The organism is Vibrio sp. 10N.247.310.23 (assembly GCF_041467155.1).
Classification (GTDB): domain Bacteria; phylum Pseudomonadota; class Gammaproteobacteria; order Enterobacterales; family Vibrionaceae; genus Vibrio; species Vibrio crassostreae_C.
In genome coordinates this window covers 187,717-201,994 of record NZ_JBFSTZ010000003.1, presented here as the reverse complement: position 1 = coordinate 201,994, position 14,278 = coordinate 187,717, and the positions used below count along the sequence as shown (strand labels likewise).

The 14,278-nt window shown below is 43.7% G+C and carries 11 protein-coding genes and 3 pseudogenes; 9 read left to right on the top strand and 5 right to left on the bottom strand.

Translation table 11 applies throughout. From position 1 onward, the window contains the following. Positions 1–94 precede the first annotated feature (94 nt). Positions 95–1,006 carry a LysR family transcriptional regulator gene (locus AB6D93_RS03630; RefSeq protein WP_017060504.1) on the top strand — a complete coding sequence of 304 codons (912 nt, stop codon included), beginning with the start codon at positions 95–97 and terminating at the stop codon, positions 1,004–1,006. Positions 1,007–1,166: 160 nt separating this feature from the next. Here the strand turns inward: AB6D93_RS03630 and AB6D93_RS03625 are convergent, their stop codons facing one another. The 3 genes and pseudogenes from AB6D93_RS03625 to AB6D93_RS03615 form a co-directional block, all read right to left on the bottom strand. After that, positions 1,167–2,024 (bottom strand): polysaccharide lyase family 7 protein, encoded by an 858-nt coding sequence (locus tag AB6D93_RS03625; RefSeq protein ID WP_017060503.1) that lies wholly within the window; start codon positions 2,022–2,024, stop codon positions 1,167–1,169. 247 nt (positions 2,025–2,271) lie between these two features. Next, complete coding sequence (locus tag AB6D93_RS03620; protein WP_240799503.1) at positions 2,272–4,089, bottom strand: glycoside hydrolase; 1,818 nt, start codon at positions 4,087–4,089, stop codon at positions 2,272–2,274. A 59-nt stretch (positions 4,090–4,148) separates the two neighbouring features. After that, positions 4,149–5,045, bottom strand: a pseudogene (locus AB6D93_RS03615) (DUF3404 domain-containing protein); the annotation flags it as partial. A gap of 243 nt (positions 5,046–5,288) precedes the next feature. On the opposite strand from AB6D93_RS03615, the gene AB6D93_RS03610 reads away from it, so the two are divergent. Then, positions 5,289–5,822, top strand: coding sequence for a YbhB/YbcL family Raf kinase inhibitor-like protein (locus AB6D93_RS03610; RefSeq protein ID WP_102331899.1), 534 nt, complete (start codon positions 5,289–5,291; stop codon positions 5,820–5,822). 58 nt (positions 5,823–5,880) lie between these two features. Next, positions 5,881–6,678 carry a helix-turn-helix transcriptional regulator gene (locus AB6D93_RS03605; protein ID WP_102331900.1) on the top strand — a complete coding sequence of 266 codons (798 nt, stop codon included), beginning with the start codon at positions 5,881–5,883 and terminating at the stop codon, positions 6,676–6,678. A 30-nt stretch (positions 6,679–6,708) separates the two neighbouring features. Here the strand turns inward: AB6D93_RS03605 and AB6D93_RS03600 are convergent, their stop codons facing one another. Further along, a complete protein-coding gene (locus AB6D93_RS03600) occupies positions 6,709–7,902 on the bottom strand; it encodes a CynX/NimT family MFS transporter (RefSeq protein WP_102320431.1) in 1,194 nt (397 codons plus the stop codon). Positions 7,903–8,034: 132 nt separating this feature from the next. Between AB6D93_RS03600 and AB6D93_RS03595 the strand changes: the two are divergent. The 5 genes and pseudogenes from AB6D93_RS03595 to AB6D93_RS03575 all read left to right on the top strand — a co-directional run. Continuing rightward, a pseudogene (locus AB6D93_RS03595) lies at positions 8,035–8,421 on the top strand (D-serine dehydratase); the annotation flags it as partial. Between the two features lie 75 nt (positions 8,422–8,496). Then, positions 8,497–9,297 carry a hypothetical protein gene (locus AB6D93_RS03590; RefSeq protein ID WP_102331901.1) on the top strand — a complete coding sequence of 267 codons (801 nt, stop codon included), beginning with the start codon at positions 8,497–8,499 and terminating at the stop codon, positions 9,295–9,297. Positions 9,298–9,523: 226 nt separating this feature from the next. Further along, complete coding sequence (locus AB6D93_RS03585) at positions 9,524–9,985, top strand: lipoprotein (protein ID WP_102331902.1); 462 nt, start codon at positions 9,524–9,526, stop codon at positions 9,983–9,985. 357 nt (positions 9,986–10,342) lie between these two features. Then, positions 10,343–11,206, top strand: a pseudogene (locus tag AB6D93_RS03580) (delta-class carbonic anhydrase). Positions 11,207–11,440: 234 nt separating this feature from the next. Further along, a complete protein-coding gene (locus tag AB6D93_RS03575) occupies positions 11,441–12,067 on the top strand; it encodes a LysE family translocator (RefSeq protein ID WP_017066602.1) in 627 nt (208 codons plus the stop codon). An 82-nt stretch (positions 12,068–12,149) separates the two neighbouring features. Here the strand turns inward: AB6D93_RS03575 and AB6D93_RS03570 are convergent, their stop codons facing one another. After that, positions 12,150–13,532 (bottom strand): MATE family efflux transporter, encoded by a 1,383-nt coding sequence (locus AB6D93_RS03570; protein WP_102331903.1) that lies wholly within the window; start codon positions 13,530–13,532, stop codon positions 12,150–12,152. A gap of 410 nt (positions 13,533–13,942) precedes the next feature. Here AB6D93_RS03570 and AB6D93_RS03565 point away from each other — a divergent pair, with 410 nt between their 5' ends. Next, positions 13,943–14,242 (top strand): hypothetical protein, encoded by a 300-nt coding sequence (locus tag AB6D93_RS03565; RefSeq protein ID WP_102331904.1) that lies wholly within the window; start codon positions 13,943–13,945, stop codon positions 14,240–14,242. Positions 14,243–14,278: the final 36 nt, after the last annotated feature.

Genomic DNA, 14,278 nt, shown 5'->3' with positions numbered 1-14,278 from the left:
ACGAATTGTAAATGAATTCGATTGATTGATAAGATAGGAAAAAAGGGAAACACTGTTGCAAAAATCTAACTAATGGCGCTTTGGGAGAAGTACGATGGACTTAAATGCTGTGACTGTTTTTACACAAGTTGTTGATTGTGGGAGTTTCACGCACGCAGCTGAAGCATTGAACATGACCAAGTCGACCGTCAGCCGAAAGCTAGACGAGCTGGAACAGCATCTAGGTGTGAGGTTGATCACTCGTTCGACACGAAGTTTAGTCTTAACGCCAGAGGGTGAGCGCTTTTATCAGTCGAGCATGCAGATGCAAGAGATCATGAACCAAGCTGAGCTAGAGGTTTCAGCCAATCAGGATTTGATCCGAGGGCAGTTGAATGTTGTGTTGCCTGTCGAATTGGGGCATCAAGTATTAGCCAAATACATCCACAGCTTCCTAAAAGAGCACCCTAACGTGACTTTGAACTTAGAACTGTCGAATCGAGAAGTCGACATCATTGCGGAGGGTATCGATCTTTACGCACAAATTGGTGAGCTAGTGGACTCGAGCTTGGTTTCTCGCTACCTCACAACATCAAAGCGTGTATTGGCAGCCAGCCCTGAGTATTTAGAGCAGTTCGATGACGTCTCTTCACCCGATGATCTTGAACCGCCATTCAGAATGATTGAGGTGGTGAACAAGGCCGCGCGTCTACCCAAGTGGCATTTACAATTAGAAGGCGGTGAGTCGATTTTGATCGATCTGCCGTGTCAGTTACGGGTGAATACCATCACGGCATGCCTAACAGCTTGTGTAGATGGGCTCGGCTTGGCGGTGCTTCCTGAATTCATTTGTCGTGAGCACTTCAAGACAGGCAAGTTGATTCGTTTGCTACCTGAATATGAGATGCCGGAAGTTTCAGTAAGCCTAGTGTATGCAGACAGGCAGTTGATGCCGAAACGTAAGAAGGTCTTTATCGACTATCTACTGACTGCTTTTCAAAATAGAGCCAATCAAATAACGAAATAAAGGCATATTGTATTGGGAGCAACAGAAGGAATCGGCTGCCTAACTGTTGATTAGTTGTAATTCATTGACAATGACCAATAACATTGAAAAGAGAAAAACGAACTTGTTAACAAGTTCGTTTTTTTCTGATTGCTAATGTAGTTGTAGGCTAAGTACCGAACTAGCTCTTTTTCTCTGTGTACTCTAGCTTGTAGAAGTGAGCTTCACTTTGTCCATTCGTAAATTGGTTGTATACGCCAGCTTTGAAGTAGCTTAATAGGTGACGCCAGTAGTCAATATCCTGCTCAACTTTACGTTCACCGTTTACGTCAACAATAAGTTTCTTATCACCCACGATTAAATCAAATGCTGTTGGTTTGCCTTGTGGTGCTTTGCCTAAATCATACTGAGAATATGCTACGTCTGATTTGCACATTTCCTTGTCTTGGTTTTTCTTGCCGAACGATCCTTTACAAATTACAGCGTTGTTTTTAATGATTGCCCAGAAATGCCCTTCAATACCATTATTGTCACGTTTCCATACAACACGAAGCAAAGGGTGAGGGACATTGTGAGTACCAAGATCATCTAAGCCTTTGTTATGTACTTGTAGGAATGTAATCTCGTCTTGCTTAGAGTCTGAGTTCTTCATCGACTCTTCAGGTTTTATGATCTCCACCTCCGAACTTAATGTGTATGTTTCATTTGTTAAGTCTGTGCGGAAGTTTTCCTGAACGCGTAGCTCGTTGCGCAGGTGGTCATTCTTCATGGTAAAGACTAGCGCTTCACTTTCTTTGTCGACATAGAAGTTGTTGTTCACAATGCCGTCGTAGTTATTATCGAGCGCAAAATAGTCTTTGTTGCCTTTCTTTCCGTTTGGATCTGAAATTTGAAGTTCAGAAACTGACAAAACATTTTGGTATTGAGAGTAATTAGAAGGTTCGCCTAAAGCTCCTTCTGGATTCGAAAACTGAACATTAGCGATTGCCGAAGAAGAAAAGGCAAGAAGGGCACAGCAAGTGAGTAGGGTCTTTTTCATCAAAAATATCTCTTTTGTATTATTATCATTCAATATAAGCATTGATATCACTTTTGAGATTTATGTGAAAACATCTGTGTTTGAAATTGTGGTCGGCACCCAATTTTCTTGTACAAAAATAGAGAGAATTAGGTGTCGATTGGGATTGGTACCTGAGTGTCAAAGGTGTGGATTTTTGCTCGTTAACAACACTACCTGCTAACCCGTAATAGTGAATAAGGTGAGGCTTAAAAACGGCACGTTCAAACTAGTTAGGCTCTGATTTCCACTCTAACGTTTGTCCGTTGCTCAATACGGCTTTTATAGCGCTCGGCGAGACTTTAAGGCCTCTCTGATGAAAGGTTTGATCTGAAAAATTGGCAATGATCTTACTCCCGTCACTGAACTCAGTTTGTTGAACATCGCCGCTCTTATCTAACCATTCGGAATCGACTAACTGTTTATCCCATAACTGTTCGTGCATTGGTTCAAAGCCATCTTGATAGTGTTTGAGTGCTTTGATTCTCTGGCTTGAACTTGATAAAGCTTCATCTCTGGTCAAGTGAACCATCGGTGGTGTGTTGTACAGCATGGCGGTTAAGTCACGTTCTGCTTGTACATTAGTGAACTTAAGGCTGTCTGAATGCCAATGGTGCGTATTGATTACTTCATCATGGAAAACGGCTTGGTAAAGTGGAATTCGATATTGAGGCGAAAACAGTAGCGACTTATAGGGCTCTTTAACCTCGGCCGGCTTAAAGAAGAAGTCGGGCTTTTGGTCTGGGTACCAACGACCTAAGTAATAGGGAGATTGACGGTTCTCTTTCATGTCTTTGTCTGTCCAACCAAAACCAACCGTTTCTAAGCCGTGTGCAAACGCGATGCCTTTTGTTGTTAGGCTGTTGCCGTCTTCAGAGCCTAATACTAACGAAGGTTGCTCGCTAAGCCACTTCATTCGGTTGTTGAACGCAGAAAGCATGTCTGATTCGTCGTTTGTATTGCCATTACTGTCTATAGAGACGCGGTAATCTTCACGTGCCATGGCGGTTGCATCAACATCTAAGAACAAGCTGTTGAAGTTGCCGAATCTCATAATGTCTTGAGCACGCTGTTTTACGTATTCTAAATGGCAGTTCGGGTTTAAGTAAAAGCCGTTTCCACGAAATCCTTTTTTCAAACTCCCACCCGCTAGTTCAATCGCACAACTTTGACGCATCGGCTCTGGTAATTGAGCGGTTAGCCAGTTGTAATTGAGCTTCGCAGGAATTGCGGTGTTGTAGGAATCGTAAGTACCGACCAGATATCCGGACTGTTTTGCCAGGCCCACAGCGTTAGGTTGATAGAATTCTGGCATCCAATTATCGAATCCAAGCCACAGTTTGTTTAAGCCTGCCTTATTTAGATTAGCGACCATGTCTGAAGACAGCGCTTGTCCCCAAGTCTCTGACGAGTTTAGGTAAGGGGAAGCGTGCTCTAGCAACCAGTTCTTCTTATCCTGTGCTGCTTTATATTGCGCTTTAATCGTGTTGTCTTCGAGTGTCGGATTACCAACAGGATATAACACCTGCAATGACTGGCTAATAGAGTCCAACAATAGTTGTTTGTGGTACTGACTGAACCAATCTTTCCCCTTGGAGAGTGACGATAGATCTCTTTTCGCTTCCGCAGAAACATTGAGTTTAGAGCCCTCTAGATACCATGTTTTCAATCCCCACCAGTCACTCACATCTTGGATGCTTAATGGGTCTTTGCCAAATAGGTAAACGTGGCTCGCGCCGATCAACTTAGTCACATCTGGATTGCGCTTTTGCTTTGCTACAAGCGTTTCAGACTGGTCATTATTGATGCGCCAATCTCGGTATTGTTTGGCACCATCTAACCACGAGTCTCCGAGGGTGATACGAACAAGAAAAGGTTGTGACTGATTGAGCATCGTAAATTGGTGTGCTGCCTTCATATCAATTTTGGTTTTTGTATTTGAGGAAGCATTAGAGGATGCATCTGAAAAGAGCAGTTGATTGTTGGTTGCATTAACCATTTGATAGCTAATGAAATGATTGTTTTGCTGTACTGTCCAAAAAGGCATCTTCAAGTCTTGAGTAGTGTTACTTCCAGAATGGTTACCGACGAGATAACTTGCCCAAATTGAGTTTCATCAGAAAAGTCATCGTAGCGATTTCTAAACATTTCGACGGTTAAGCCTAGGCTAGTAATAGGCGTGCGCAGTTCATGAGTAAGAAGCTGTAAAACGAACTGCCTCTCTTTTCGTTGTTTTGTTCTTAGGTATAAGACTCTAGCGAGCCCGGAAAGCAACGTTAGCAGCAATGTAAAGATCAACGTTTTCATGATCAGATTGTCATTGCTAGGCTCGTTTAAGCACACGTTACTGTAACGAAAAGTACAGGTTTCACCTGCCAAAGATACCTCTTGTTGCTCTGCGATAGGTTGCCAAACATCTAAGGGAATAGCTTTCCAGCCTTGTTCGCCACTTAACCAAAGCACATCATCTTGTTGCCAAGCGCGGTATCCATTGAGCAGTGCTTCTCTGCCTTGTGCACTTAGGCTTTCTAGTTTGTTATATAAAGGGTGCTGAGGGTTGGTAAGACTCAAAAATGGGCGTATCTGCTCGGTCACATCTGGGTAAGCGGCTAAATAACGACCAGCAAAGCTGCCACCGGCAGGGTGACGTTTGGAGTGTGCTGCAAACCAAATCGAATCCAATGTTTGTTGCTGACACAGAGCGAGCTCGAACTCGATGGCTTCATGTAATGAAGGGTTACTGCTTTCAATCGCTTGGCAGTGATCTTGTATTGACGCTAACGCTGCGATGTCGTCCCAACTGAATTGGTTGAAATCAGGATAGCGGCTATTTTCATGGAGCAGAACTTTCGGATACTGAGCCAACTCTTGTTGAGATACTAAGAGTGGGGATGATTGCCAGCTCAGTTGATACAGAGTTTGCCACTTATCTTGCAAACTTTGGGCATTGACTAGGGTTGGGAGCCAAAAGATCAAGCAAAGAGCTAATGTAAACCTGCGCATCCAATCATTCTCGTTAAAAGTCGTGGGGCGAGTCTAAAGAGTTTTGGGCGCGATTTGTAACCTGAATGTCAACAAGTGTTCTTTTAACAACAAATTGTCGAGTGGGTCATGCTTTTAAATAATAAAGTACAAATACAGTAAGTATCATTTATTTGAAACAAACTAGATAATTGTGTACTTACTGTCATTATTGGGCGGATTGAGGGGACTATACTGGGCTCATACCTAATAAGAGGAACCATTATGAAACTCATCATCAAATCAGTATTGGCAATCAGTATTTTGGCCGCAGGCTCTGCTCAGGCGTTCGAATTAACCAGCAACGATATTCAAGAAGGTCACCCAATGGCGAAGACTTTTGAATACTCAAGTTGGGGTTGTGACGGCGAGAACCTATCACCACAATTGATGTGGAAAGATGCACCAGCAGGCACCAAAAGCTTTGCAATCACAGCTTATGATCCAGATGCACCGACTGAAAGTGGCTTCTGGCATTGGGTTGCGTTTGATATCCCTGCAACTGTGAACGAGCTACCTCGCGGTGTCGACATCTCTAAAGTCGGTGGCAAAGAAGGTCGCATTGATTACGGTACAGTTGGCTACGGTGGCGTATGTCCTCCAGAAAAAGATGGTATGCACCGTTACCAGTTCACGGTTTGGGCATTACCAACGGATAAACTTAACCTCGACGAAAACACGCCGTCGGCAGTGGTTGGATTCACGTTAAACAGTATGGCTTTAGACAAAGCGAAACTGACCGCAACTTATACACGTTGATAGCTTATGTACGTTAAAAGCTTATACACGTACATAATAATTAAATAAGGGGGATGAGATGAATCATCAATATCAAGTGACGATCTTTCGTGCAGAGCAGTTACAGAAGCTGCGTAATGTGAGGATTCTATCCCCTAGTATCATTCAGATCATTACAGGCAGTAAGCGCCTGTTTTGGAAAGATTCAGCGGCAGAGCTCTCACATTCTGAGCTGTTATTGTGTGAGGCATCAGCTTCACTAAGTTTTGAGAACATGCCCCACAAAGGGCGCTTCTTGTCGCGAGTGTTCAGCTTTCAATTCCAACCTTCTCAGGCGATGCTTGATTTAAGTGAGGAACGGTCGAATGATCTGGGACTGCCTACAGTAAAAGCGGAGCGAAACTTACAAGACTCACTTAATGCGCTGTTTTCGTTTGATACACAGAGCATGAGCAAAGAGACTCAGCAGTTTTGGTTGCAGGGCTTGTACCAGCAATTGGCCGAAAAAGGAGTATTGCATCGGCTGTTTACCAGTGCCAACGTCTCGTTTAGCCAAAAGCTCAGCCATTATCTTTCACATTCACCAGACGAGAAGCATCCATTAGAGTCGGTGGCGGAGCGTTTTGCGATGAGCCGAGGGACATTGATTCGGAAGCTCAAACTGGAAGGTATGCAATATCGAGAGGTATTAGCTGAAGTTCGGTTAAGTCACGCGCTTTATCTGATGCAAAACGGACAACAGAATGTGGCGATGTTGGCTCAGTCTTGCGGTTACCAATCGGAAGGGCGTTTTAGTCAGCGCTTCAAAGGGAAGTTTGGTTTGTCGCCAAGTGAATACATCAAAACCGTCGTCAGCCATAGAGTCGCGAGCAAATAAAGTCGCGACGCCATAATCATTCTGTTTGGCCTAAACGCTCACTTTCTTATCACGTGCTGCCAATGCCGCGAAAATCGTGCACGCAAAGGCAACAGATGCGATCAACAGAATCGGCACACTCCAAGAATCTGTCTGAGCGTGAAGCTTACCCACCAGCGTTGGACCAGTGGCTGCCAACGCATAACCGATTCCCTGAGCCATACCCGACAATGATGCGGCTTGGCTGCTATTCGATGTACGCAAGCCAACAAAAGAGAGCGCGATAATAAATGTCGAGCAGTTGGCTAATCCAAACAGTCCCACCCAAAAGATCGCAAACTCAGGCAAATACAGAAGACCAATCAATCCAACAAATACACTCGATGCACATAGAGTGATGAGCCATTGTTGATTGTCACTTTTGGCTAAGAACGGCAGTAACAGCAGCCCCGGAACCATAGTCGAAAATTGCAGAAATCCATAAATGTAGCCCGCGTCGATTTCGCTGTAGCCAAGATCGTTCAATATCTGTGGCAACCAGCCAGCCAAAGAGTAGAAGGTAAATGAGTTAAGCCCAAGCGCTAACGTTACTTGCCACGCTACGCCGCTTTTAATCATCTGTTTCATCGGCAGAGGTTTGTCTTGTTGCTTGTTATTGCTGGCCGAAGATGAGCGTTTTCTGATTTTAGGCAACCAGATCATCAAAGCTAATATTGGAAATACCAAGTTCATTAACAGCGCTAATTGCCAACCCGTGATCGTAAATAAGGTTAGATTTGAAAACGGCACCATCAAACTTGAGCCTAACGTCGAACCGATGCCCATCGTAAAGATGTACAGAGAAGTCACAGTAGCGATGCGTGTCGGGAAGCTAACTTTCACTACTACAGGCAACAACACATTACCAATCGCGATACCAAGCCCGATCATCACCGTGCCGATATACAAGGTTGGGGTTAACCCAGCAGAGCGCAGTGTAATACCCGTAGTGATCAGAACTAAGCCTAATAACAGGCTAGGCTCTAGACCAATTCGTTGGGATATCTTGGTGACTAATGGTGAGAATAAGGCAAAAGTTAACAGTGGCAAAGCTGTTAAGAAGCCTGCAGCCGATGACGTAAGGTTGAGGCCTTCCATAACCTGAGAAAGCACAGGAGCCAAGCTCGTAAAAGGCCCACGAAGGTTAAGTGCTAGGAATAGAATCCCTAACATCACGAAAATGCTATTACGAAGAGAGGCGCTCATAGGTTGTTCTACTGTTTGCTTATGAGAAGACAGGCTAGCCTACAGATCATTGAATGATTACACAAATACCGTTTAAATAGGTTTACTAATGATTGAACCTGCGCAGTACGCGCTTAGCCAGAAAAGTCACCCATGACTGTATTAAATATCGACAAGCTCATCTCGGACTTCCCACTGCTTCAACAATTGATTGCATTGGAAGAAGTGGTTTGGTTTAACCCAAATGTGACGACTCTGGAGCGCGGTTTGCTTTATGTGGGATTAGGCGAACAAGATATTCACGATGCGAGCATGAGGCTACAAAGGTTTGCTCCTTATCTAGCCAAGGCGTTTCCTGAAACTCAAGCGACCAATGGCATCATCGAGTCTGAGCTTATTGACATTCCATCTATGAAATCAGTATTGGAAGCGCATTATCAGCAGTCTATAAAAGGGCGTTTGATGATGAAGAAAGACAGCCATTTGCCGATTTCAGGTTCAATCAAAGCGCGTGGTGGTATTTATGAAGTACTAACACATTTTATAAATTAAGCTTCTTAGATGTTCTAACTATCAGTTAGGTTGAGTGGCATTCAACTTGATAGGGATTGAGCAATGCAGACGGACAAAGTGATACAGATAAGACACATAAACACACCAGAAAAATTACTCCAGCGTTTAGATGCTATTGGGGAGTCTTTGGAAGCATCGGGTAAGGCTCATGCTTTGCTGGGATTGGGCTCAGTAGGTATTGAAACAGAACGACTTGATCAGTATTCAGATGTCGATTTTTTCGCAATAGTGCAAACAGGGCACAAGCAGTATTTCTTAGACAGTTTGCATTGGCTATCTGATATTCACTCAATCGACTACGCAGTGAGAAATACCGTCGATGGCTATAAAGTTCTGTACGCTGACGGAATCTTTTGTGAGTTTGCAGTGTTTGAACCCCACGAGTTAGCGCACATTCCGTTTGCTGAAGGGCGTATTGTTTGGCAGCAACATGAATTTGATACACAGTGTTGTGTTTCACCAATAAAAGGGGAGACAGACACTAATTCCCAAGATTGGATCATTGGTGAGGCTCTAACCAATCTTTATGTGGGTATGTCTCGTTATAACCGAGGCGAAAAGCTGTCGGGCAGTCGGTTCGTTCAATCTTACGCACTCGATCGTTTGATCGATCTTTTGGATCAAACTGAACAGTCTGAGCCTGAATTCGTTGATGAATTTATGTCGGATAGAAGGCTAGAAGCACGCTTCCCTAAGTTTGCCCAATTGCTACCAACCTTTACCCAAGGCTACGAGCGCACCGCTGAATCGGCACTTGCCCAACTAGCATTCCTCAACACCCACTTCGCAGTCAACCAAGCCATGTGTGACCGAATCTCTGAACTGTGTTCCAGTAAAGATTAAGCTTATAGCGTGTGAATCCCCAAGCCTAACTGACACCACCTTTCAGATGATAAGCGGCGGGCAACCTAATTGAGCTCTCGAATTATTATTCTTAAGCACTAAACCCGTACGCTTTTGTTTACTCTTCAAGACCGTGACTGTTCGTGTTTACTCCGCTTATCACTGGATGTCGTCAGCCAAATAAAATACAATCGAACAATGTTTTATTAATTCGTGCTTTATCATTATGATGAGAAAATTACTCATATTCATCGTTAGCCTGTTCTTCTTAACAGCCTGTTCTTCAACGAGTAATCATCAGCTAGACGACGAGACATTGAGCAACGAAGACGCTATGTCGAAAAGTATAGAGGGAGAGAGTAATCTCGAGACTTCAAAGGATACAAACGCTGAGACCAGCGTTGATTCTTCCCATGATTCAATCGTTAATCATCAACCACTCACTAACCTTGATTCAAATAAAGACACGATAGCTCACGCCAATGCAGAGCCAGAATCAGTGGAGCCTTCTCAAATAGAAGCGACAGAAACAACTGAAAGCGATGCTAAGAGTGGCGGTGAAAAAGGCATCGGAAGCTATTTTATTCGTCATAATAAACCGACTAAGACGGTGATTAAATCACTAGAGGGCGTGACAGATGCATTGAACGTCATGACGTTTGGGATATTTGCCACCGGTAACGGTTAAATCGTTAACTTAGAACCACAACCTAATAGATAGAATGAAACGTGAAGGCGAGCCAGATGGTTCGCCTTTTTTGATCTTCTAAATCTGGCCACCGTTCTTCCTAAGAATCGTGCTCACTTATCTGAGCGCTGAGTCAGGCGACGGTTAACGTAAATAGGAAATTATTCGTTCTGGAAGGGACTCGCCGAATTTACCCTGTTTGACTTGTTATATGCATCAAGGGTTCTAATACTCATCCCAAAGTAAGCAATGAAATCTAATCTTACAAAGACAACTCTTATATTCACTTACGAGCATAGTAAGATGTTTGCTGTTAAGTAGGTTTAGGTTTAGTTATCAATATTCTAGGGAAGAAAAATGAAGAATAAGAGTGTGTTTTTAAGTGCCGCATTGGTGATGTTGTCAGCTCATGCAAATGCATCAGATGCGAACCATGAGTCTGTATCAGATGGAGTTATCGCAGAACAAAGAGCGAAGCTTTCTGAAAATACCCAAGGACAAGGTTTTGGACCGCAAGCTCCACGAGATTTGGGTTCATTAGAAGGTAAAAATACTAGGCTGTTCTCGGATGCCCCTGATTCAACAGCGATGAACTTATGTAATATTCACTTCCATAAAAATGCTGAGCATAAAGGTGGAGAGTTTACTCAATACGCTGGTAACGGTGATGGTAAGGGATTCCAGAGTGGCTTTAAATACACAGGCAAGCTGAGTTCTGCTGAGCTGAAACCATTTGAGGGCAAGGTTTGTCCGAGCTAGCATGGTTCTTTGCATTCGGGTGACACCATTGAAGTTCACTATGTTTATTCAACGGCGCAAGTTGAACCGGGTGAAACACTGGGTGCTTGTTTTAACGATGCGATTACCAACCCGCAACTGCGTGTAGAAACCCAAGTTTACGTATTAGTGAATGACGACAAAGCACCCGACTTTGAAGCGCTCGCTAAACATTCAAAAGTGAACGGCTTACACCAAGCACCAAACATCCCACAAGATACGGGCTCAGCGATCCAATACGCAGGCTCTACAACGGGTCCTGGTTATAATGAGCAAGGTTCACCTTTCCAAGTAACATGGAGCGTTAGACCACAAGTCGCGAAAGTAAATATCGCGACAGTAGGTAGCTGGTGTGAAGGCAATGACTTTAACGAAGATCACGCCCACGGTGTGAGAAATTTGGTGGTTAACCCTGAGTTGTTATCACCCATTCGTAACGACTAAACGATTCTGGCGAACAAAATGATTAAGGCGAGCCAATAGGTTCGCCTTTTTTATGCCCTAACGAAAAGTACTTAGGTTTAGGTTTAATTAAGTCTGGTGGGTAAATTACGTGCGACACTTATTCAATACATGAGTTGTGTAAATCGTATTTAGTAAAAAACGTTCTTTACCAGAATCGAAGCTCCATGATACGTTCATGATCAATTATGTTGGGTTATAGAAAAGGACAGTCCAATGTCATTAGAAAGTGCGATTACATTCTTTATTGCCATGTTTGTATTTGGTATTACTCCGGGGCCTGGCGTCTTTGCCATTTTAGCTCGTGCTATGGTTCAAGGATGGCGAAAGTGCGTCACGCTTTCGTTAGGTATGATATGCAGTGATCTTATTTACCTTGCACTTGCCTGTTTCGGTCTAGCAACGATTGCCGAGAATTGGTCGATTGCGTTTGAGGTGATTCGCTATGTTGGTGCAGCTTATTTGATTTACTTGGGCTACAAGATGTTTAAGAGCCTGCCTGAAGTGCAAGGCTCTGCGGAACTTGCGGCCAAACAGAGTCAGAAATCTGAACTCGCGAGTTTCGCGCAAGGCTTTTTGATTTCAGCATCGAACCCTAAAGTGATTCTGTTTTATATTTCGTTCTTGCCGACTTTTATTGATCTGACTGTTCTGCGCTCACAAGATATCGTATTAGTTTCTGCTTTAGCATCTGTTGCTCTGATGTCAGGCTTAATGCTTATCGCTGTGGGCGCGGGCAGAATGGCAGGTTTGTTAAAAACGCCACGCGCACATAAAAGGTTAAACCAAAGTGCTGGTGGAATAATGATTGCTGCTGGCTCATATTTGGCGATAAACAGATAAACACAGTTCAATTTAAATAGAAAAAGCGCGTTATTGCCTTGTGGCAGTAACGCGCTTTTTTGTATTAGCTTATAGGTCTATCTTAGTTTGCTAATGGAGCACTTGCTGGTGGCAAGTCACGCTTCTTAATTACGTATCGCAAGCGAAGCAACATCAACGCAGCTGATACGCTTAATCCCGTTAGAATGCCAATCCAAAAGCCTTCTTCACCCATTGCAGGAACAATGTGGTCTGTTAAGCCCAACACCATGCCAAGTGGTAGTGCCAAGCCCCAGTATGAAGCGATGGCTAAGATCATTGGGATCTTAGTATCTTTATAGCCACGTAATGCACCGTTAGCAGACGTTTGCAATGCATCACTGAATTGGTACATAGCAGTAAAGGTCAACAATACCGCTGCCGTTGCGCTTATCGCTGGGTCAGTGGTGTAAAGTCTAATGATCCATTCTGGGAACAGCAGGAACATCGCAACCGAAAGCAATGAGATCAACGCTGCAACCAAGATACCGACTTTACTGCGCTCAATCGCACCGAGTTCGTCTTTTTCACCTAGAGCGTGTCCAACACGAATCGTAATTCCAAACGAGATACTCATTGGAATCACGTAAGTCAGGCTCGAGATGTTAAGTGCAATTTGAGCTGCTGCTACGTTCTCAGCACCAATACGACCAATCATCAGTGCGATTACCGCAAAGATGCTGCCACACACTGCAATGTTCATCCCGATAGGTAAACCTAATCTTAGAAGGTGAAGCATCTCTTTTGCTTTTGGCTTCGCATCTGAAAAGTTGATGATGGTCTTGTAATGGTGATGACCTTTAATGTAGGAATACAGCATTCCCGACATTAGCCAATACACCAAGCTTGTTGCCCAGCCACAACCCACAGCGCCCATTTCAGGGAAGCCGAACTTACCGTAGATAAGCACGTAGTTGACCGGAATATTCACCAACAAACCAACCACAGAAATGATCATTGGTACTTTGGTATTGTTCATCCCTTCACAGAAGCCGTTCAAGGTGTAGAACAGGGCAATACCCGGTACACCGAAGGCTAGGGCAAAGGCATAGTCACTGCCGATAGGGATGATCTCAGCGGCTACACCAATCCATTCTAAAATCGGTTTCGCACTCACCAAGTAAGCGATAAGCAGCACGCTAGCAATTAATGCGAGCCAAACCATCTGGAAGAATTCAACAGAGATACTTTGAAAGTCACGAGCACCGCGGTGGTAAGCGACAACTGGCGTTAACGCCATAATCACACCACGAAGTAGCAGCAAAACAGGAATCCAAAGGCTAGTGCCGAGTGCAATTGCGGCGAGGTCGGCAGGGCTTACTTGGCCAGCCATTGTCGTATCGACAAATCCTATCGCTTGGGTAGCTATTTGAGTCAAAATGATTGGAATCGAAAGGTGCATAAGCGCACCCGATTCACGAGTAAAAGGACGAAGTTTCGTTAGCATGGAAGTTCAAAACACCAATATAAATGCACCAGTGATGGCAGGATGGCCGGTGTGCATTTTAGGATGTGCCCCGTTTGGGCGGCGACAATATAAACACCTTACCGTATAGGGTCAAGCTTTGGATCTATAGAGTTCAACTCGCTCTGAGATAGTCACGGGTTCTGATGGTTACAACACGGGTTTAACGCACGTAAGTTAATGATTTAGCGGGAATCATACTAGACAGACAAATTCTATATTTGCCACGCTAATCACTAACACTGCGGTATAAGTGATTGTTATGGAAAGACAAAGGCTAGTACAATTAGTGGCATAAGCAAGTGAGCAGAACAACTCTGTCGATTAGTACAGAGTTTGTTGGTTTCATAACAGTCATGTTGAGTATTCAATATCACAATAAGGAAAAAATAATGGTTAATAGTATTAACTTTCAGAGCTTTATAGATTCTGAGTCACTGTACTTTTCAAAATACGGAAAAGGTGGTGTTCTAATATGTGCAGATAATGAGCAAACCTACAGCTTGGCCAAAGATTTCAATTCTAAACAGGACTTAGATTCTTTTCTTGGCGATAGCGTTAAGAAAGTTATTAGTATTCAAGTTAACGACGAAAATATTACTGTAGTTCTCGAGTTATCAGCTCCTTACGTAGTGAAACGAATAATGCCGAAAAATGAAGTCACAGTCGAAGTTTACGAAGTGCACCTGTAGGCATATTAATAAGCTATTCTAGTGATTCGCAACGCA